At 37.8% G+C, this 21,938-nt stretch carries 20 protein-coding genes; 16 read left to right on the top strand and 4 right to left on the bottom strand.

What is annotated here, in order from left to right; genetic code table 11:
* The first annotated feature begins 97 nt into the window (after positions 1-97).
* The 15 genes from M1D66_RS03135 to gntP all read left to right on the top strand — a co-directional run bounded on the left by M1D66_RS03135 (position 98) and on the right by gntP (position 17,251).
* Complete coding sequence (locus tag M1D66_RS03135; protein ID WP_086386026.1) at positions 98-1,492, top strand: isochorismate synthase; 1,395 nt, start codon at positions 98-100, stop codon at positions 1,490-1,492.
* A complete protein-coding gene (gene menD, locus M1D66_RS03140) occupies positions 1,489-3,243 on the top strand; it encodes a 2-succinyl-5-enolpyruvyl-6-hydroxy-3-cyclohexene-1-carboxylic-acid synthase (protein ID WP_033696567.1) in 1,755 nt (584 codons plus the stop codon). Before M1D66_RS03135 ends, menD begins: the two co-directional genes overlap by 4 nt.
* Positions 3,240-4,052 carry a 2-succinyl-6-hydroxy-2,4-cyclohexadiene-1-carboxylate synthase gene (menH, locus tag M1D66_RS03145; protein ID WP_242554984.1) on the top strand — a complete coding sequence of 271 codons (813 nt, stop codon included), beginning with the start codon at positions 3,240-3,242 and terminating at the stop codon, positions 4,050-4,052. Before menD ends, menH begins: the two co-directional genes overlap by 4 nt.
* 68 nt (positions 4,053-4,120) lie before the next feature.
* Positions 4,121-4,939, top strand: a complete 819-nt coding sequence (gene menB, locus M1D66_RS03150) for a 1,4-dihydroxy-2-naphthoyl-CoA synthase (RefSeq protein WP_000963881.1) — start codon at positions 4,121-4,123, stop codon at positions 4,937-4,939.
* Between the two features lie 371 nt (positions 4,940-5,310).
* Positions 5,311-6,756, top strand: a complete 1,446-nt coding sequence (locus tag M1D66_RS03155) for an o-succinylbenzoate--CoA ligase (RefSeq protein WP_212125524.1) — start codon at positions 5,311-5,313, stop codon at positions 6,754-6,756.
* Positions 6,757-7,863, top strand: coding sequence for an o-succinylbenzoate synthase (gene menC, locus M1D66_RS03160; protein WP_242554985.1), 1,107 nt, complete (start codon positions 6,757-6,759; stop codon positions 7,861-7,863).
* 240 nt (positions 7,864-8,103) lie between these two features.
* The gene (locus tag M1D66_RS03165) at positions 8,104-8,802 is read left to right on the top strand and encodes a response regulator transcription factor (protein WP_000822509.1); all 699 of its coding nucleotides are present in this window, start codon (positions 8,104-8,106) and stop codon (positions 8,800-8,802) included.
* Positions 8,795-9,901: a sensor histidine kinase gene (locus M1D66_RS03170; RefSeq protein WP_000002605.1), complete on the top strand. Its 1,107-nt coding sequence runs from the start codon at positions 8,795-8,797 to the stop codon at positions 9,899-9,901. Before M1D66_RS03165 ends, M1D66_RS03170 begins: the two co-directional genes overlap by 8 nt.
* Positions 9,902-9,983: 82 nt before the next feature.
* Complete coding sequence (locus tag M1D66_RS03175) at positions 9,984-10,844, top strand: D-Ala-D-Ala carboxypeptidase VanY (protein WP_000759404.1); 861 nt, start codon at positions 9,984-9,986, stop codon at positions 10,842-10,844.
* A 360-nt stretch (positions 10,845-11,204) separates the two neighbouring features.
* Entirely contained in the window at positions 11,205-12,305 is a 1,101-nt protein-coding gene (locus tag M1D66_RS03180) for an amidohydrolase/deacetylase family metallohydrolase (RefSeq protein ID WP_242554986.1), read from the top strand.
* The gene (locus M1D66_RS03185; protein ID WP_149149983.1) at positions 12,283-13,386 is read left to right on the top strand and encodes a DgaE family pyridoxal phosphate-dependent ammonia lyase; all 1,104 of its coding nucleotides are present in this window, start codon (positions 12,283-12,285) and stop codon (positions 13,384-13,386) included. The genes M1D66_RS03180 and M1D66_RS03185 overlap by 23 nt, the downstream gene beginning before the upstream one ends.
* Position 13,387: 1 nt before the next feature.
* Entirely contained in the window at positions 13,388-14,143 is a 756-nt protein-coding gene (gene dagF / locus M1D66_RS03190; RefSeq protein ID WP_242554987.1) for a 2-dehydro-3-deoxy-phosphogluconate aldolase, read from the top strand.
* Positions 14,136-15,152 (top strand): sugar kinase, encoded by a 1,017-nt coding sequence (locus M1D66_RS03195; RefSeq protein WP_242554988.1) that lies wholly within the window; start codon positions 14,136-14,138, stop codon positions 15,150-15,152. Before dagF ends, M1D66_RS03195 begins: the two co-directional genes overlap by 8 nt.
* The gene (locus tag M1D66_RS03200) at positions 15,152-15,877 is read left to right on the top strand and encodes a GntR family transcriptional regulator (protein WP_000539278.1); all 726 of its coding nucleotides are present in this window, start codon (positions 15,152-15,154) and stop codon (positions 15,875-15,877) included. Before M1D66_RS03195 ends, M1D66_RS03200 begins: the two co-directional genes overlap by 1 nt.
* A 48-nt stretch (positions 15,878-15,925) precedes the next feature.
* Entirely contained in the window at positions 15,926-17,251 is a 1,326-nt protein-coding gene (gene gntP, locus M1D66_RS03205) for a gluconate permease GntP (RefSeq protein ID WP_000356185.1), read from the top strand.
* 135 nt (positions 17,252-17,386) lie between these two features.
* On the opposite strand, the gene M1D66_RS03210 is transcribed toward gntP, so the two are convergent.
* Entirely contained in the window at positions 17,387-18,058 is a 672-nt protein-coding gene (locus tag M1D66_RS03210) for a YqeB family protein (protein WP_000710348.1), read from the bottom strand.
* A 45-nt stretch (positions 18,059-18,103) separates the two neighbouring features.
* On the bottom strand, positions 18,104-18,697 hold the full coding sequence (locus tag M1D66_RS03215; protein WP_000132248.1) for a TetR/AcrR family transcriptional regulator: 594 nt from the start codon (positions 18,695-18,697) through the stop codon (positions 18,104-18,106).
* Positions 18,698-18,953: 256 nt separating this feature from the next.
* On the opposite strand from M1D66_RS03215, the gene M1D66_RS03220 reads away from it, so the two are divergent.
* Positions 18,954-19,145 carry a YjcZ family sporulation protein gene (locus tag M1D66_RS03220; RefSeq protein ID WP_001290392.1) on the top strand — a complete coding sequence of 64 codons (192 nt, stop codon included), beginning with the start codon at positions 18,954-18,956 and terminating at the stop codon, positions 19,143-19,145.
* Between the two features lie 53 nt (positions 19,146-19,198).
* Here the strand turns inward: M1D66_RS03220 and M1D66_RS03225 are convergent, their stop codons facing one another.
* On the bottom strand, positions 19,199-21,175 hold the full coding sequence (locus M1D66_RS03225) for an FtsX-like permease family protein (RefSeq protein WP_144596885.1): 1,977 nt from the start codon (positions 21,173-21,175) through the stop codon (positions 19,199-19,201).
* Positions 21,172-21,924: an ABC transporter ATP-binding protein gene (locus M1D66_RS03230; protein WP_000393250.1), complete on the bottom strand. Its 753-nt coding sequence runs from the start codon at positions 21,922-21,924 to the stop codon at positions 21,172-21,174. The genes M1D66_RS03225 and M1D66_RS03230 overlap by 4 nt, the downstream gene beginning before the upstream one ends.
* Positions 21,925-21,938 lie beyond the last annotated feature (14 nt).

Below are 21,938 nucleotides of genomic sequence, written 5' to 3' on the forward strand. Positions count from 1 at the left end.
CTCAGAAATGCTAAACGTTGACAGGCCTTTCGTTTGAGGTGTATCTTAAAATCAAGCGTAATTATGACTATTTTTCGCCCATAGGGGGGAGACAATTGTGATTCAAACGAAACAAAAAGGCTTGCAAGAAGTTCTTATTGCAGCTATCAAGCGTGCAACTAACGAAAAAACATTGGTTAGTTTTGTAAAACAAATAGACTGGGTGGATCCGCTTCTGTTCTATGCAGCAGGAAAAAGGATTTCATTCGAAAATAGATGTTATTTTGCAGACCCGGCTCAGCATGTAATATTTGCAGGAATTGGCTCTGTTTTCACTATAGCAAATTCTTCTCATAAGCGCTTTCAAACCGCTCGTGACGAGTGGGAGAAAGTAAAAGAGAATGCATTTGTCCAAAGAGATGAATATGAATTTGGAACGGGTCCGCTTTTATTTGGTGGTTTTTCCTTTGATCCAGAAAAAGAGAAAACGGACCTATGGAAAGAGTTTAAAGATACGACATTTTCACTACCAGCATTTTTATTAACTGTAAAAAATGAAAAAGCATGGTTAACGATGAATACATTTGTTGCAGCAACAGATTGTGCAGAAACTCTTTATAATGAAATAATTTCTTTAGAAGAGAGAATTTTTGAGGAGAGTAAATGTGCGCTAAACGGATCGAAATTAACTGCTATTTCTAAAGTAGAAGTGAATCCGAAAGGCTGGATGAAAGCAATTGAAAAAGTACAAGATGAGATGAAGCAGGGTAACGTGCAGAAGGTTGTATTGGCGAGGGAACTAAAAGTAGAGATGAACCATTCGATTGATTCTGCTCTTGTTTTAGAAGCACTTCGCATTGGTCAACCGGATTGTTACGTATTTTCTTTTGATTATAAAGGAGCATGCTTCTTAGGAGCGACGCCTGAGAGATTAATTCGCAAAGAAGATGAGAAATTTACATCGATGTGTCTTGCTGGTTCAATCGGTCATGGTCATTCTATAGAAGAAAGTGAACGAAATAGTAATGCGCTTCTTCATGATGAAAAGAATTTAGCTGAACATGGTTATGTTGTTAACATGATCCGCTCGGTACTAAATGAACATTGCGAATACGTTAATATTCCGGAAAGCCCAGGCTTATTAACAACGAAAAACTTAATCCACTTATATACGCCTGTAGAAGCAAAAGGTGATGCGAGTCTTTTAACAATGGTAGAAGAATTACATCCAACACCAGCTCTTGGCGGGACACCTCGTTTGGAAGCGATGAAACTGATTCGTGATGTTGAATTGTTAGACAGAGGGTTGTATGGTGCACCGATTGGCTGGATAGATGATGAAGGAAATGGTGAATTTGCGGTTGCGCTGCGCTGCGGATTATTAAACGGCGAGAAAGCATCCTTATTTGCCGGCTGTGGTATTGTAATTGATTCAGTCCCGCAGCTTGAATATGAAGAAACAAGTTTGAAGTTTAGACCGATGCTTGGTGCTTTGGAGGAATTAATGAAATGAACAATCATATAGAAGCATTATCATATTATTTAGGCGCGTTCGTGGATGAACTGACGCGTCTAGATGTATGTGATGTTGTCATTAGTCCAGGCTCACGGTCAACGCCGATTGCTTTGCTAATGGAACAACACGAAGGAATGAACACATATTTACATGTAGATGAAAGATCAGCAGGATTTTTCGCGCTCGGTATTGCGAAAGCAAAAAAACGCCCAGTAGCATTATTATGTACGTCAGGAACAGCAGCAGCGAACTATTATCCAGCTGTATGTGAAGCTTTTCATTCAAGGGTCCCACTTATCGTCTTAACAGCGGATAGACCGCATGAATTAAGAGATGTGGGTGCACCACAAGCAATGAATCAATTTAATTTATACGGTACTTTTGTGAAACAATTTACAGAGATGGCACTGCCAGAAGCAAGTGAAGCGATGTATCATTACGCTCGTATGACGACGCAGCGTATAGTAGCAAATGCTTGTTTAGCACCGCAGGGGCCTGTTCATCTTAATTTTCCAGTTCGCGAGCCACTTATCCCTGATTTCTCACTAGAAAGCTTATGGGATAAAGGACGTAGTGAATATACAGGAGTAGTTCAGCAAGGAAACGCGGTGATGCCGAGTGAATATGTAGATTCTCTTGTAGGGCGCCTTTCACATATGGAAAAGGGGCTTATTATTTGTGGAGATGATAGTCATGCAGAAATCGCAATGTTTGCAACGCAACTAGCTGAAAAAACTGGCTATCCTATATTAGCAGACCCACTTTCTAATATTCGTAGCGGACACCACGATAAAACGATGGTAATTGACTGTTATGATACATTTTTACGAAATGAAAAGTTAAAAGAAACATGGAAACCGGACGTTTTAATTCGCTTTGGTGGTATGCCTGTTTCTAAATCATTAACGCAGTTCATAAAAAAACAAACAAAAGCAGTTCATATCGTTGTCGATGAATCAGGACAATGGAGAGATCCAGCTCTTGTTGCGACAGAAGTTGTGCAAGCAAGTGACATTGAATTCTGCAAGGCATTAATAGAAAAAATGCCAGTTATGAAAAAGAATGATTGGTCCCTAATGTGGCAACATATAAACGAAAAAACGAAGGAAACGCTTCGTGAAATGGAAACATATGAAACTGCATTTGAAGGAAAGGTTATTACAGATATTGTGCGCGTATTACCAGAAGACGCAACGTTATTTGCGAGCAATAGTATGCCAATTCGTGATACAGACTCATTCTTCTTCACATCGGATAAAAACATCCATGTGATGGCAAACCGTGGTGTAAATGGTATTGATGGAATCATTTCGACAGCTCTAGGAGCAAGCGTTATTTGCGATCCACTTGTATTAGTGATTGGTGATTTATCATTTTATCACGATTTAAACGGGCTGTTAGCAGCGAAATTACATGAATTAAACATAACAATTGTCGTTGTAAATAATGATGGTGGGGGTATTTTCTCATTCTTACCACAGTATGAGAAAAAGGAACATTTTGAATCATTATTTGGAACACCAATTGGACTTGATTATGAGCATGTTGTCAAAATGTACGGCGGTTCATTTAGCCGTGTAAATGGTTGGGAGCAATTCCGAGAAGAAGTTCGAAAAGGAACGACGACAGAAGGTTTACACGTTGTGGAAATTTGTACGAATCGTGATGAAAACTTAACATTGCACCGTACATTATGGGCAAAAACGATGGACGTAATTACTACATCTTTACAAGGTGAATCAAAATGAAAGTAACGCTGCAAGGTGTATCGTATGAATATGAAGTAGTCGGAAGCGGGGAACCACTTCTACTTCTTCATGGTTTTACGGGAAGCATGGAAACGTGGCGTTCTTTTATCTCTTCATGGAGTGAGCAGTTTCAAGTTATTGTAGTGGATCTTGTTGGACACGGAAAGACGGAGAGTCCTGAAGATGTTGCGCATTATGATATCCGAAATGTGGCATTGCAAATGAAAGAACTACTAGATTACCTTCATATTGAAAAAGTACATATACTTGGCTACTCAATGGGAGGAAGACTGGCGATTACGATGGCATGTCTATATCCAGATTATGTACACTCTCTTTTATTAGAAAATTGTACAGCTGGGCTCGAAGACGAAGCAGATAGAAAAGAACGTCGTGAAAAAGATGATCGACTTGCCGATAAAATTGAGCGAGAAGGCATAGAAAGTTTTGTATCGATGTGGAAAAATATTCCGCTTTTTGCAACGCAAAAACGTTTAGCAAAAAACGTACAAGAAGCGGTGCGAAAAGAACGACTTGCTAACAACCCAAAAGGGCTCGCAAATAGCTTGCGCGGCATGGGAACTGGGGCTCAGCCTTCATGGTGGGATGAGCTGAAAAACTTAAAAATGCCTGTTCTTTTAATGAACGGAGAATATGATGAAAAGTTCTTCCGCATATTAAAAAACATCGAAAAATCCGTGTCTGATGCGAAATTTGTCAAAATTCATGGGGCTGGCCATGCAATTCATGTGGAACAACCGGAAAAGTTTGATACAATAGTAAAGGGATTTCTAAAAACTATGCAGTGATACTTTTTTCAGCAAGAAGGAAGCCACGCTTATAGGTGAAATCAGAAATATACAAGGAGGTAGTTGTAATGGCTATTGAATGGGTAAAAGAAGGCAATTACGAAGATATTATTTATTCAACATACAATGGTATCGCAAAGATTTCGATTAACCGTCCTGAAGTACATAACGCATTCCGTCCAAAAACGGTAATGGAGTTAATCGACGCTTTTGCACAAGCTCGTGATGATGCAAATGTTGGCGTTATCATTTTAACAGGTGAAGGTGGACGTGCATTCTGTTCTGGCGGCGACCAAAAAGTTCGCGGTCATGGCGGATATGTAGGTGACGACCAAATCCCACGTCTAAACGTATTAGACTTACAACGTCTAATTCGCGCAATTCCTAAACCAGTTATCGCAATGGTAGCAGGTTATGCAATCGGTGGAGGACACGTACTTCATATCGTATGTGACTTAACAATCGCTGCAGACAACGCTGTATTCGGACAAACAGGTCCTAAAGTAGGAAGCTTTGACGGTGGATACGGAGCTGGTTACTTAGCTCGTATGGTAGGCCACAAGAAAGCTCGCGAAATTTGGTACCTATGCCGTCAATACAACGCTCAAGAAGCACTTGATATGGGCTTAGTAAACACTGTAGTACCATTAGAAGAGCTTGAAGCAGAAACAGTACAATGGGCACAAGAAATTTTAGCAAACAGCCCAATGGCACTTCGTTTCCTAAAAGCTGCATTCAACGCAGACACAGACGGTCTAGCTGGTATTCAACAACTAGCTGGAGATGCAACTTTATTGTATTACACAACTGACGAAGCAAAAGAAGGTCGCGACGCATTCAAAGAAAAACGCAGTCCGGACTTCGGTCAATTCCCTCGTTTCCCGTGATCAAACCAAAAGCGAAAGCGGCTTGCTTAGAACAAGAGGGCGTTGGAACTCCTGACGTAGAGGCGCTTTTTGCCTCGTAGGAAGGCGTGAAACGACCGACTGTTCTAGCCGCTATAGCTGGATGAAACCAAAAGCGAAAGCAGCTCGTTCAGAATGTGAGGGGGATGGAGCTTCTGACGTAGAGGCGCTTTTTGCCTCGTAGGAAGAAGTGAAGCCACCGAACATTCTAGCTGCTGTAGCTGGACGCGACCAAAAGCGAAAGCGGCTCGCCAATAAAGTGAGACGCAACGAAAAGGTCAAACCGGAAACAAAACAACTAAGAGACTTGATATCATATCAAGTCTCTTTCTTTCATGAAAGGAGAATGAATGATGGAGACGATGCCAAATTGGTTAATGCAACGTGCATTTTTAACACCAGATCGCACTGCAATTGAAATAGAGGAAGAGAAAGTTACTTTTATGGAGCTGCATGAAAAAGTAGTATCTGTTTGTGAACACCTCACGCATGTTGGAGTGGAGCGAGGGCAAAAGGTGGCTGTTCTGATGAAAAATGGTATGGAGATGATTACAGTTATTCACGCCCTATCTTATATAGGTGCAGTAGCTGTGCTTTTAAATACGCGTCTTTCAAGAGAAGAGCTACTTTGGCAAATGGGTGATGCTGAAGTTATTTGTTTAGTGACGGATCAAGATTTTGATGCTAAAGATATTCCTGTCTATTCATTCGCCGAAGTGATGAATGGACCAAAAGAGGAAGCCTCTATACAAGAAGAGTTTTCTTTAGAAGAAGCGATGACAATCATTTATACGTCAGGGACGACAGGAAAACCGAAAGGCGTTATTTTAACGTACGGTAATCATTGGGCAAGTGCGGTTGGCTCTTCGCTTAACTTAGGGCTTCGTGATGATGATTGCTGGTTAGCTTGTATGCCGATGTTCCATGTTGGCGGGCTCTCTCTTTTAATGAAAAACATTATGTATGGCATGCGTATTTTACTCGTTCCGAAATATGATGCTGATTTTATTCATAAAGCACTTCAAACGAGAGGTGTTACGATCATTTCTATTGTATCCAAAATGTTAACAGATTTATTAGAGAGACTTGGAGAAGGGACATACCCAGCTTCTTTACGATGCATGTTACTTGGCGGAGGACCAGCGCCGAAACCGTTATTAGAAACATGTGTAGAAAAAGGAATCCCTGTGTATCAAACGTACGGTATGACAGAAACGTCTTCGCAAATTTGCACGTTATCAGCAGATTACATGTTAACGAAAGTAGGATCAGCTGGAAAACCACTATTTCAGTGCCAACTCCGTATTGAAAAAGATGGCGTAGTAGTGCCGTCACATGCGGAAGGTGAGATTGTAGTAAAAGGGCCGAACGTAACAGGCGGTTACTTTAACCGTGAAGATGCGACGCGAGAGACTATTCAAAACGGATGGCTTCATACTGGCGACCTCGGTTATTTAGACGAAGAAGGGTTTTTATACGTATTAGATCGCCGCAGTGATTTAATTATTTCTGGCGGAGAGAACATATATCCAGCTCAAATTGAAGAAGTGTTGCTTTCTCATCCGGCAGTAGCAGAAGCTGGTGTTGTCGGCATGGCTGACGATAAATGGGGACAAGTACCAGCAGCTTTTGTTGTGAAAAGCGGGGCGGTAACAGAAGAAGAAATTCTTCATTTTTGCGAGGAGAAATTAGCGAAATATAAAGTGCCGAAGAAAGCATGTTTCTTAGAGGAATTACCACGTAACGCTTCGAAAAAATTGTTAAGACGAGAGTTAAGACAATTAGTGGAGGAGATGTAGGTGGAAATAAAAAAAGCGACACTGTTTATAACGGAAATGCCACTCGTAATCCCGTTTGCTGCAAGCTACGGGACTTACGAAAAGCGTGAGGGTATCGTTATTGAATTAGAGGATACGGACGGGTACATTGGATTTGGGGAAGTCGTTGCATTCTCTGAACCGTGGTATACGGAAGAAACGGTGAAGACAGCGCTGCATATACTGCAAGACTTTTTAATACCTGATTTATTAAAGGCTGAAATTTCTCATCCGAATGAGGTACTGGGTCTATTTCAACATATAAAAAGAAACCGAATGGCAAAAGCCGGAATAGAGGGGGCTGTTTGGGATTTATATGCGAAGCGTCAAAAGAAATCGTTAGCGACATTGCTTGGCGGAACGAAGTCTGAAATTGAAGTCGGCGTTGTAATTGGGATCAATACGATTCCGGTTATGTTAAAACAAATCGAGAAGTACGCAGAAGAAGGATACGAGCGTTTTAAAGTAAAAATAAAACCGGGGCATGATTACGAATTATTGAAAGAGATTCGAAAAGAATTTCCGCATATCCCGCTAATGGCAGATGCAAATTCAGCATATACATTAGCGGATACGGAGAGGCTGAAACGACTAGATGAATTCCAATTAATGATGATTGAACAACCGTTAGCGGATTACGATTTTCTTGATCACGCGGAGTTGCAAAAGAAAATTGAAACGCCGATTTGTTTAGATGAAAGTATTCATAGTTTAGAAGATGCACGCGTTGCGATTACGCTTGGCAGCTGCCAAATTGTGAACATTAAACCAGGGCGAGTGGGCGGATTAACAGAATCGGTTCAGATCCATAATTATTGCATGGAGCGTAACGTACCCGTTTGGTGCGGTGGCATGGTAGAGATGGGGATTTCACGAGCGCAAAATGTTGCTCTTGCTTCATTGCCTAACTTTACGATTCCAGGAGATATATCCGCCTCTAGTAGACATTGGGAGCAGGATATTATTTGGCCGGAAGTGACGCTTGAGGGCGGGAAAGTGATGGTGCCGCAAAGCGTTGATGCTGAGTATGAAGTAGATCGCGGAAGATTGGAAGAAATCACGAAGCAGAGGATTGTGTTTGAGCGGTAAATGGAAGTTTCATTAGGATGCCCGCAAATAGCGAGAGGATTTTGTCGTTCATTGTCGGTAAGTCGATATATTTCAATAATTGTTGATATAATTCAAGTTGTGTTCGATATAATTAGAAAATCGCTGATATAATTTTATTTACCAAGGTTACTCTAACGAGTAGCCTTTTTGTATTGTACAAATTGGATAGACTAGTTTACAATCGAGCGTATAAAAATGGAATGAAAAAGGGGGAGTAAAATGAAGCGCATTTCAATTTTAATAGCGGATGACGAGGCAGAAATTGCTGATTTAATTGAGATACATTTAGAAAAAGAAGGGTACCATGTTGTGAAGGCAGCGGATGGGGAAGAGGCGGTTCATATTATTGAAACGCAGCCAATCGACTTGGTAATTTTAGATATTATGATGCCGAAAATGGATGGGTATGAGGTGACGCGTCAAATTCGCACGAAACATCATATGCCGATTATTTTTTTAAGCGCGAAAACTTCGGACTTTGATAAGGTGACAGGTCTTGTACTAGGCGCGGATGATTATATGACGAAGCCTTTCACACCGATTGAATTAGTTGCACGTGTAAATGCACAACTGCGTAGGTTTTTTACGTTAAATCAACCGAAAGTAGCGGAGAGTAAATCTGCTTTAGAAATAGGCGGAGTCGTAATTAATCCCGAGCGTAGGACGGTTGATGTATATGGTGAGCAAATTGAATTAACGCCGAAAGAGTTTGATATTTTATATTTATTAGCGAGTCATCCGAAGAAAGTGTACAATGTAGAAAATATTTTTCAGCACGTATGGGCAGACGATTATTATGAAGGTGGAAATACAGTAATGGTACATATTCGTACGTTGCGGAAGAAACTTGGAGAAGATAAAAGAAAGGATAAATTAATAAAAACAGTGTGGGGAGTAGGTTATACTTTTAATGGCTAATATGATGAAAAGTTTTCGATTTAAAATGATTGCCTTATTTGCGTTAAGTATGGTGCTTGCAGCAACTGTAACTTATATAATTTATAAAGGATTGCAGCTGTATTATAAAACGATGGTTCGCTACGAAGAGCCTTTAGCACAATTTAGGTCAATGGTAAGGGAATTTGGAGACATTAATTTCTTTTTAATTTTCTTTATTCCGTTATCTATTATCTTTTTCTTCTTTTTGACAAAACCGTATTTAAAATACTTTGATGAAATTTCTAATGGGATTCATCATCTTGCGAACGGTAACTTTACGAATAAAGTTCAAGTTTCATCAAATGATGAGTTTGGAAATATCGCGCGTGAAATAAATGTTGCAAGTGAAAAGTTAAAAGAAGCTGTTGAAAGAGGAGACTTTGCTGAAAGTAGTAAAGATCAGCTTGTTGTGAATTTAGCTCATGATTTAAGAACACCATTAACATCCGTGTTAGGATATTTAGATTTAATTCTTAAAGATGAAAATTTAACAAAAGAACAAATTAAACATTTCTCCACAATTGCATATACAAAATCGCAAAGACTGGAAAGTTTACTTGATGAGCTATTTGAAATTACACGTATGAATTATGGCATGCTAAAGCTGGATAAAAAGCCGATTGATATAAGTGAGTTGCTTATACAGTTAGAGGAGGAATTGTATCCGTTATTAGAAAAACATCATTTAGAAGCTAGATTGAATGTGGCTCCTCATTTACCGATGCACGGTGATGGAAAATTGTTAGCTAGAGTATTTGAAAACTTGTTAACAAATGCCGTTCGTTATGGCTATGATGGACAATTTGTTGATATGAATGGGTATGTTGATAATGGAGAAGTTGTCGTACAAATTATGAATTACGGAGATAGCATCCCGGAAGAAGATTTACCGTATCTTTTTGATATGTTCTATACAGGTGATAAAGCAAGAACTGAGAACCGTGGCGGGACAGGCCTTGGACTATTTATTGCGAAAAATATTGTCGAGCAACATAACGGTACGATTTCTGCTGAGAGCAATGTAGTTAGAACGATATTTGAAGTACGATTGCCAAAAGACGAGAATGTAACAATTTAATAAAAATTTAAACTTTACCCCACTTTTTATTTTAATAGTTTTTTCTATTCTATACGTAAGTTACGTTAAGGAGGAACTAGAAATGAAAAAGTGGGTATTTATTTCTTTTTTTATAGTATGCACAGTATGTGTAGGCGTTTATATATCACCGTTATTTCAAAAGGAAATCGACGTTAAAATTGTCGAGAAAGATGAGCTAGTAAAGGCGGCAAACACCGAGGGGAAAGAGATTAAGAAGGAACAAATTTATAAGGGCGATTTATTATTAGTTAACAGGGATTACCCAGTAAAAAAAGATAGTATTAGGTCTGATATTATAAATGTAAATCATAATAGTGAATTAGTGAGAGGCTATGTAATATTTGATAGAAATCTTCGTTTATCAAAGGATGTTGTGAAAAAGTTTTTGAACGTTGTCGATGCGGCTGGAAAAGAAAGTGTTAACCATTTTTTGATTAGTAGTGGCTATAGAGATTTCCACGAGCAAAAACAGCTATATGAAAAAATGGGATCTGATTATGCACTTCCAGCAGGATACAGTGAACATAACTTAGGATTATCACTGGACATTGGGTCTACTCAAAAGAAAATGGAGAAAGCGCCTGAAGGAAAATGGATTGAAGAGAACGTATGGAAGCATGGCTTTGTATTACGTTATCCGAAAAATAAAAGTAACATTACAGGCATTCAATATGAGCCATGGCATATACGTTATGTAGGCTTACCTCATAGCGCAATTATGCAAAAAAAGAATTTCACACTAGAGGAATATTTAGAGTTTTTAAAAGAGGAAAAAGAGATTTCAACTGAAGTAGAAGGTAAGAAATATACTGTTTCTTATTATAAAGTTTCTGAGAATATGAAAGTGAACGTTCCAGCAAACAAGCAGTATGAAATTTCCGGGAACAATATGGATGGGGTTATTGTGACGGTTCAGGAATAGAGAAAGAGGTTGTTCCGTTTGGAGCAACCTCTTCGTATATATAAGAAAGGGATTGATATTTTTTGTCGGTAAATCGATATTCTTTGTCGAATCGTTGATATATTGTGAGTTACGGTAGATATAATTGAAAAATCGTTGATATATTGTAAGTTATGATAGATATATTCAAAAAATCGTTGATATAATTTCCTATACTATTAGCATTTTGGAGGAGCATCTTTTTATTTGCTTTTAAACATTATAACGTTATATTTACTTCTCCCTTTTTTTGTGTTACGCTAAACGTGTGAAAGAGATATAAAATGAAACTTTAATGTAAGCGTATTCTTATGGCTTCTTATAGAAAAGGGTGGAAGTACAATGACAGAACGATTCGTACTACGTAATGTGAAACGTGTGAACGGGGAAGAGATTGACATTGTAATTGAAAATAATAAAATCGCACAGGTGACGAAAGCTGGTGCTGGCGAGGGTGGAAAGGTTCTTGATTACTCTGGTACTTACGTATCGAGTGGTTGGATTGATTTACACGTTCATGCTTTTCCAGAGTTTGATCCGTATGGCGATGAGGTGGATGAAATTGGCGTTAAGCAAGGGGTAACGACAATTGTTGATGCGGGTAGTTGCGGTGCTGATCGCATTGCAGATTTAGTACAAAGTAGAGAGCAGGCAAAGACAAATTTATTTGCCTTTTTAAATATTTCTCGCATCGGTTTGAAACGAATTGATGAATTATCCAATATGGAATGGATAGATAAAGAGAAAGTGATAGAAGCAGTAGAAAAGTATAAAGATGTAATCGTTGGGTTAAAGGCGAGAATGAGTAAAAGCGTCGTTTGTGATAGTGGAATTGAACCGCTGCATGTAGCGCGCTCTTTATCCCGTGAAACATCATTACCGATTATGGTACATATCGGTTCAGCGCCTCCTCGCATTGAGGAAGTTGTACCTCTTTTAGAAAAAGATGATGTTATTACACATTACTTAAACGGGAAAGAAAATAATTTATTTGATAAAGAAGGCAAACCGCTACCTGTGTTACTAGATGCAGTGAATCGCGGCGTACATTTAGATGTTGGTCACGGTAATGCTAGTTTTTCTTTTAAAGTAGCAGAAGCAGCAAAGCGTCATGATATTACCTTTAATACAATTAGTACAGATATTTACCGGAAGAATCGCGTGCACGGTCCAGTGTATAGTATGGCTCACGTTCTTTCGAAATTCCTTTACTTAGGTTATCCGCTAGAAGAAGTGATTGATGCGGTTACGAAAAATGCGGCAGAGTGGCTTAAGAAACCAGAGCTTGGCCGTATTCAAGAAGGAGATATTGCAAACTTAACTTTATTTACGGTTAAAGATGAGAAGGTTACGTTAATTGATTCAGAAGGGGATCAGCGCATTGCTGAAAGAAGGATTGATACGAAAGGGGTTGTAATTAATGGGTCATTCATTGAATGCTAAGTACGGATTAAAAAGAGTAATTAATGCGAGCGGTAGAATGAGTATTTTAGGTGTATCTGCTCCTACAGATACAGTAATGGATGCGATGAAACATGGTGGACAAAATTATGTGGAAATTGCTGATTTAGTAGATAAAGCAGGAGACCATATTGCGAGAATTCTAGATTCAGAGGCAGCGGTCGTTGTGAATTCAGCATCGAGCGGAATTGCGCTTTCTATCGCTGGTATCGTTACAGAAGGAAATCGCCGTAAAAGTGAAAGACTTCATCAAGAAGTAATCGCGAAAAACGAAGTGATTATGTTAAAAGGTCATAACGTTCAATACGGTGCTCCTGTTGAAACGATGATTTACTTAGGCGGCGGTAAACTTGTAGAAGTTGGCTATGCAAATGAAGGGAAAGCAGAGCATATTGAAGATGCAATTGGTGAAAATACAGCAGCGATTCTGTATGTGAAATCACATCATGCAGTGCAAAAAAATATGATTTCTGTTGAAGAAGCATGGGAAGTTGCGCAGCGAAATAAAGTACCGCTTATCGTGGATGCAGCAGCTGAAGAAGACATTCAAAAATATGTGAAGTATTCAGATCTTGCTATTTATAGCGGTTCAAAGGCAATTGAAGGACCTACTTCTGGTATTGTGGGCGGTAAAAGAAAGTATATTGAATGGCTGAAAGTGCAATTACATTGCATTGGAAGAAGCATGAAAGTTGGGAAAGAAACAACTTTTGGTTTACTTCAAGCACTTGATGAGTACGGAGTAAAAGAAGATAAGAGCGAGCAAGAAAAAGAATTGCTACAAGTACTTATGCCGCTAAAAGAATTAAATGGTGTAAATGTAACGATCGTTCAGGATGAAGCTGGAAGAGCAATCTTTCGAGCTCGTATTCATATTAACGAGAAAGAATTAAATAAATCAGCAAAAGATGTTGTGACTGCATTACGCGAAGGGGAAATTGCCATTTATACACGTGATTACGGAGTAAGACAAGGATTCTTTGATATTGATCCACGTCCACTTCAAGGTGATGACATACATGTGATTGAAGAAAAATTGAGAGAAATTGTAGGGGGAAACTAAAATGACAAACATTCAAAAACGTTTTTATAAAGGCCGCGTAGCATTAAATGTATTGGCAAACAATATAGAAAATGCGAAAGATATTTTTGAAGCAGCAGAAGGTTATGTAGTAGTGGGAGTGTTATCAAAAGACTATCCAACAGTAGAAAAAGCTGTTACAGCTATGAAAGCATATGGAAAAGAAATTGATGACGCTGTATCAATCGGACTAGGCGCAGGAGATAATCGCCAAGCGGCAGTTGTGGCTGAAATTGCGAAGCATTATCCTGGTAGCCATATTAACCAAGTGTTCCCTTCAGTTGGAGCGACACGTGCAAATCTTGGCGAAAAAGATAGCTGGATTAATAGTTTAGTATCGCCAACAGGAAAAGTAGGTTACGTAAATATTTCTACTGGCCCAATTAGTGCGGCTGGAGAAGAAAAAGCAATCGTTCCAATTAAAACAGCGATCGCACTTGTACGTGATATGGGCGGAAATTCATTGAAGTACTTCCCGATGAAAGGGCTAGCTCATGAAGAAGAATATCGTGCAGTTGCGAAAGCTTGTGCGGAAGAAGGATTCGCATTAGAACCAACAGGTGGAATTGATAAAGAAAACTTCGAAACAATTGTACGTATTGCGCTTGAAGCAAACGTAGAGCAAGTTATCCCGCACGTGTACTCTTCTATTATTGATAAAGAAACTGGTAATACGAAAGTAGAAGATGTTCGCGAATTATTAGCAGTCGTGAAGAAGCTAGTTGATCAATATGCGTAAGAAAATTGCAGCGTTTGGCGAAGTAATGATGCGCCTGCAAGTACCTGGATATGAATTGTTGTCGCAAGCTAACACGTTAAATTACTCATTTTCAGGTACAGGTGTGAACGTTGCAGCGGCACTTTCTCACTTAGGGCATGAAGGGCTTCTTATTTCAACTTTACCGGAAAATTCGGTTGGAGATGCAGCTGTATCTTACATTCAAAAGTTAGGGATTCAAACTTCTCTTGTTTCAAGAGGCGGTAAATATGTAGGTATGTATTTTTTAGAAAATGGATTCGGTGCACGTGCAAGCCGCGTTACGTATTCGAATCGAATAGAAAGTAGCTTCAATACGGCGTCTGAAGAGATGTACCAATTTGAAGAAATTGCTAAGGAAATTGATATCGTTCATTTTTGCGGTATTACACTTGCGATGAATGATACGGTACGCCATCATATGAAGTCTTTAGCGAGAGCAGTTAAAGAAAACGGAGGAACCGTCGTTTTTGATTGTAATTATCGTCCATCACTTTGGGGAGAAGACGGATATGAACAGGCAAAACCGCATTATGAAGAAATGCTGGGACTTGCTCATATCGTTATGATGAACGAAAAAGATGCAATGTTTGTTTTAGGAATAAAAACCGAAGAAACGGAGCGAGAGGCGCAACTTGTTGATCTTATTCCAAGGGTAGCTGAAACGTATCATATCGCTACAATCGCTGGTACTCATCGCTCTATTAACAGTGATAATACACATTCGCTTCGCGGGTTTATATGTAAAGATGGAACGTTCACTTTTGCAAAAACACTTACGTTTTCTGTATATGATAGAATAGGTGCTGGAGATGCTTATACGAGCGGAATTATTCATGGCGAGATAAAGGAGTTCGCACCAGAGAAAGCTGTTTCATTTGCGTCAGCAGCTGGAATGCTAGCACATACAATCGTCGGTGATACGCCAATGTCATCAGAGAAGGATATACTTCGGGCAATGACGGCATCAGTAGGTGATGTAGAAAGGTAGTGGGTGTAACGGTGAACGTAACGAGAAAAAAAGGACCATTATATTTGCAAATAAAAAATATTATTCGTGATCGAATATTGCATGGTGTATATGCGATTCATACGAATATTCCTTCCGAACCGCAGTTAGAAGAAGAGTTCAAAGTGAGTAAAATTACAGTGCGAAATGCGATTAAAGAACTCGCTCAAGAAGGATATTTGGAAAAGAAAAGCGGTAAAGGAACGAAAGTCATCCGCAATACTTCTGCGACAAAACTGTCAAAGGGTAAGAAATTTACTGAAGTGTTAGTGGAAGAAGGATATAAAGTACAGAAGAAATTGCTAAAAGCAGAAATTGTGCAGAATGAAGAAGGAACAGTGCCATTTCGATTATTCGGTAAGGAGAGTTTTCGTATTGAACGTTTATATACGTTAAATGATGCACCGTACATTCATTATACGCACTATTTCTCAGCAGGAATGGCAAGTTCAGATTTATCGGATTTTGACTTGCAATCGCTTTATGATTTAGTTGAAGACCGAGGTATTCATTTAGAAAACTTCAGAGATGAATTCGCTGTTGGACTGGCGCCTAGTTTCGTTGCAGAAGCGCTAGGTGAAAAAGAGGGGACAGCGCTATTAAAACGCATGCGTTATTCTTACGATGAAGTTGGCGAAGTAATTGAATATAGCGAAGGCTACTACAATACAGAAATGCAGCATTATGTAGTGAATTATGACGTATAAAAAAGAGGGGATTTTCCCTCTTTTTTTATAAAGTAAGGGGAATGAGAGATGGATATATACTTATTAATCGTCACGTTACTTGCAATTGCGATTGTTATTTTAGGGGTATCATGGTGGAAATGGCATGCATTTATTAGTTTAACAGTTGCGAGTTTGTTTTTAGCTATCACGTCTGGACTGAATGTAACGAAAATAGTGACTGCCTATGAAACTGGTGTTGGTAGTGTACTAGGGCATTTAGTTGGTATTTTAGCTCTCGGAACAATTTTAGGGAAAATGATGTCCGATTCAGGGGCCGGCATGCAAGTGGCAGATTTCTTTATTCGATTTTTCGGTGTAAAGAAACTACCTTGGGCTATGTTATTTGCAGGATTTGTTATAGGGATTCCAGTGTTTTTTGAAGTGGGGATCGTCATTTTATTACCACTTGTTATTTCCATTCGAAAAACGACGAAGCAAAATATATTATTAATTGCGTTACCTGTCATTGCAGGATTATCTATTGTTCACGGGCTCGTGCCTCCGCATCCAGGGGCGATGACAGCAATCGGTATTTATAACGCGAACTTAGGAAAGGTACTTTTATATTCATTAATTATCGCGTTACCGACGGCTATTATAGCAGGCCCAATATTTGCAAAGTGGGTACATAAGAGGGTTATACCTGAAAATGAACCGGAGCTTGTTCGAGTTACGACAGTATCAACTGATTTGCCAAGTCGTAAAGTTTCATTCTTTATTATTTTATTACCAGTTGTATTGATGATTTTATCAGTAGTTGCACCATATATTTCATTACCGAAAAAAATAACTGAATTTTTCGTGTTTATAGGAAGTCCAGTAATCGCCTTACTTATTTCATGTTTCGCAGCATTTTATTTACTTGGTATCAAACAAGGTATTAATAAAAAGATGATTAAAAAATTAACAGATGAAAGTTTATTGCCTGTCGGTTCTATTATTTTAATAATTGGTGCAGGCGGTGGATTTAAACAAATATTAATTGAAAGCGGCGTTGGAACAGCTATTGCACAAATGGCAGAACATATTTCGTTATCACCAATCGTATTAGCTTTCATGGTAGCTGGTTTAATTCGAATTGCAACAGGTTCAGCGACAGTAGCATTAACGACAGCAGCAGGGATTGTTTCACCAGTTATTCAGCACATGTCTGGTGTGAATTTAGAGTTGCTTGTTATTGCAACCGGTGCAGGATCATTAATGTTTTCTCACGTAAATGATGCAGGGTTCTGGCTTGTAAAGGAGTATTTAGGTTTGACGGTGAAGGAAACTTTTAAAACGTGGACGGTACTCGAGACATTGTTATCATTTATTGCATTTGGTTTTGCGCTTGTGTTGAATATGTTTCTTTAGGGAGAAAAGCCCATTTTAATTAATAAAACCCACAGGAGAAATTCAATTTCTCTGTGGGTTTTGCTATTTTTTGATCGTAGTTACTTATAAATATACAGGGCAAGGTGCTTTTTATATCTTTTTTCTATTGTCCTATTAGTTAATAGAACGGACATACTGATTTTCTCCATCGTCTTTGACAAAGACTCCTAGCTCATTCAAATCTTTGCGCAAATGCTTCTTTTTTTTCGAGTTTCCTTCTCGAAGGGCATTTCGTCTTTCATACAAAATAGTATTTATGCTTTTATTAAATCGCTCATCCTCTAATTTCCATAAGCTATACTCATGTTTATAAGGATCTTGTTCCACCCAGGGGAAGCCGTGCATTAAGAAAGTATCTTTAATTTTGCTTGGGGTAATGTCAGATGTTTCACGTAACCATTCTCGGTCTTCTTGATCAATGATAACCACTTGACGCTTATCTACAAAAACGGCTTTTACATTTGATCTGGTGATTTGTTTCTTTTGATCGTCCTTATTCACGTGAATGCTTTCCGAAGTAATGTTCATTTTTAAAGCTTCACTATAAATAATTAAAGAAAATAAAATTCCTGCAATAACACCAATTAGCATGAGGATAATAGGAAGCCAGAAGGGATTAATAAAATTTAAAAGTTCTATAATTTTTGAATCAGAAAAGAGAGGAATCTTTTTTATAATCTCTATTAATTTAGGGGAAAAATATCCAATAACGCCTAAAAGGATGGGACTTGCTATAGCAAGTAATTTTTCTAAAAAACCTAATCCAATGACAGATGCTTTTTTCATGTGTAGTTCATCCTTTCTTATATATTTTTTTTAACCAGGCATGTTTTAAACAGTGAGTTTCTTCACCATTTTTATGAGCTCATCTGAGTAATTTTCTATGGATATAGATGAATTTGCCTTCAGCATTCTTTCTTCGATTGCTCCTAAAATAAATGAAGCTAATGTGTCGGTTTGGAAAGAATCGGAAAACACGCCATTTTGTTGACCAGTCTTCAAAATATCTAATAACATCGTTCTAAGAGCATCCTCCTCTTCGTCGTCTTCGATTCTGTAATAGGGAACGTTCTCTTCATTTCTTGCATTAAAGACAATCTCAATTAAGGCAATATTATTTTTGTAATGAGTTTCTTGATAAGCCAAATGTGCTTCAATAAAAGCCTCTAGTTTATTTATTTCAGATTGAGCTAATAGCACTCGATTACTAATAAATTCATGTTGCTTGGCAACTAAAAATTGTAATGTGCGATTCATAAGGTAAAGCTTATCATTAAAATGATAAGAAATAAGTCCGGTACTAATCTTAGCCTTTTTTGCCACCTTCGTTAAGCTTAAGTTGTTATATCCAACCTCTTCTAATGTATCAATACATGCAAGAATAATTTGTTCACGCCTAGCCTCTGCAATAAAAGAATCAGTCACGCTATTCAACTCCTGATTTATATAATTTGAATGTATAATCAAAAAATTAATTGATCGTTCAATTAAATATTAGTAAGAAATTATTAGTATGTCAAATGTTTTATACCTACATCTTGATAAGGCTCATTTTCTGAAACAAGCCCGTTTTTAGGTAAGCCAAGCTTCCTATTCGCCCTGAAAACATAATATAAATGGAATCCCCTCATTTAGAGCAAGGTGAACTTGTTATGAATGATACTAAAGGAGGAATAGGGTAATGAGCGAAAAGTGTGAACACAGACATGATGATTGTAACCGCAGACATGGTTGCGGAGGCGGTTTTGCGCTTCTAATCGTATTGTTTATTTTATTAATTATCATCGGTGCTAGCTGCTTCGGCGGAGGCGGCGGTTGTGGCTATGGTGGTTATGGCGGTTATGCTGGCGGCTACGGCGGATATTGCTGCTAATTATTAAAAACTATTGAAAATGGCCTTGTGCAATACGCACAAGGCCATTTTATTCATATTTTTATATGCTGTGATAATTTATTAATGTACAGAGAACGGATTAAGAAGAAGAAAATGATCTCGATAATCCCGAAAAAGGTGAGTACGATACATGTCTCTTTTAATAAGGAGAAAGAAAACATGCTTTGTAAAAACTTAACCGCAAATAATGTGTGAACACCAGCAACGATATAAGGAACGAAAAATAAAATTCCTAATTGAATCGTTGCAGAGCGAAACATTTCTGATTCAGTTAAGCCAAGCTTTGTAATCGTAATATACTTTTGTCTTTCAGTTGTTAAGTCATTATACATACGGAAATATAAAACACTAGCTGCTCCGATAAAGAAAATAAAGCCGAGAAATGCCCAAATAAAGAATTGAGCGACTGCATTTCCTTTACTATGAACGAGTTCATCCGTAGCTGTATAAATATAAAATGGTTTAATGAAATCTTCTTCATTTTTATGTGCTTCATACAAGGTTTCTGCATCATGATTTAAGCTTTTTAATATATTTTTTGTTGGGACAATTGCATTTTCCCAATTTTCCACGAAATAGTTATAGACTGTAATTGTTTCAATATGAGGAATCATATTTTCAATTACTTCATCTTGCATCACAATTAAGTGAGGTAATGCAAAGGGAGGCTCAATTCCTCTATTAATAAAACCTTTAATTTGAAATTCCTTTTTATTAGAGCCAAGTGTAATCGTGTTCTGCTTCGCAAATGGGTTAGACACGAGATTTAATAACACCGGTGAATAGCGAGAAATATTATAAACTTGTGAAGAATCGAGAGTGATTTCTGGTCTGTTTAATTGCTGTGCTATTGCGTTATAATCACTCATTTTCATAATGGCAATTGATTCTTTTGAAGCTGTATCTTTTAAAACGGTAAACTTATATTTGTCATATTGAAAATTGGCATTTGTAAGTTCAGTTTCAATCGTAGTAATATGCTTTTGTTCAAATGCATTAACACCTTCTGATGTATAGGTGAATGGTATTGGATATCGTTCTAGTATAGGGGCTTTCGTATTATTGTTTGCAGCAAATAACCCGATAATAATTGTAAATGCAAGTGCAGATAGCATAGAAACAATAAAGAGTACATTAATATTACTGCGTGTACGAGAAACTAAATCTGAAATCCATAACATATTTATTTGTTTTAAATAAAACTTTCTTCGTTTCTTTAAAATATAGATAAAGAGAAGAAATGTTTGTGAAAAAAATAAATACGTCCCAATCACTACAAGCGGTAAAATAGATAGCATAATTAAGAATACAGATCCATTTTGTGCATTTTTTTCCGTTATATAGCCTTGCGGATAACCGGCAATATAATAACATAGTCCTAAACAAGTTAAAGCAAATAGTGAAATGAGTATAGATGGTTTCTTTTCGCTCTTTTCTTTGTTAACGCCCTTAATAAGCTTCGTTGTTTTTCGAGTACGAATAAACATTGGTGTAAACGTAGAAACGATTAAAAATAAAATGATAAACGTGACGGTTGTAACGATAATCGCTTCTGTTGGCCAATATAAATAGAGACCTTTCGCACTTGTTAATTTCGAAGTGACTAATAAGAAAAAGTTAGAAAATACAAGTCCACCTTGAATGCCGATAAAGATAGACAATATCCCGATTATCATATTTTCAGTAAATAACAGTCTCTTTAATTGTCTCTGTGAGATACCGAGAATGGTGAGTATCCCGAATTGCTGCTTCCGTACATTTAAAAATGTTCCAATTGAATATAAGAGAAAGAAGAACGAGAACATAACAATCACAAGCTGCGCTGTACTAGCTAAATTCATTAGAGGATCCCGATCTTGAAAGCTTTGTACATTCTGTAAGCGTGGATGATACGCGTATACAGTAAATGAAAAGAAAACCATGATAGAAAACGCACTACTTACAAAGTAGGCGAAATATGCTTTCGAATTACGTGAGACATTTTTAAATGCGAATTGCCAAAATGTCATCCACGTCTTCCTCCTAATAATGCTAAAACATCTAATATTTCTTGATAAAATTTCTCGCGATATAATCCGCGGTGTAGTTCATTGTAAAGCTCTCCATCTTTAATGAAAATAACACGGTTACAATAACTTGCTGCAAACGGATCGTGCGTAACCATTAAAATCGTTGCATCTTCTTCTTTATTTAATTTCGTAAATAGCTCCATTACGTCAATTGCCGCTTTTGAATCTAAGTTTCCTGTCGGTTCATCGGCAAGTAGAAGTGAAGGATGATGAATAACAGCACGTGCTACTGCGGTACGCTGTGCTTGTCCCCCGGAAACTTCAAAAATACGCTTGTCCAAAATATGATCAATTCCAAGCTTTTTTGAAATGTTATCAAGCTTTTCATCCATTTCTTTTAATGGAACATTATCTAATGTTAAAGGTAGTACGATATTTTCACCGATTGTTAGTGTATCTAGTAGGTTAAAGTTTTGGAAAACAAATCCTAACTCTTGGCGGCGGAAAATAGCTAACTTTTCTCTACGAAATGTGTGCGGTTTTTTTCCGTTAATAACGACGTCACCAGAAGTCGGAGAATCGATTGTAGAGATAACGTTTAAAAATGTAGATTTCCCGCTACCAGATGGTCCCATAATGGCAACGAATTCACCTTTATCCACGTGTAAATTTATATTTTTTAAAGCAGTATGAGGGACTTTTCCCTCATATACTTTTGAGACGTTTTTTATGTGTAATACTTCTTCCATAGTAATCACCTTTC

This window comes from Bacillus sp. PK6-16, assembly GCF_056530295.1.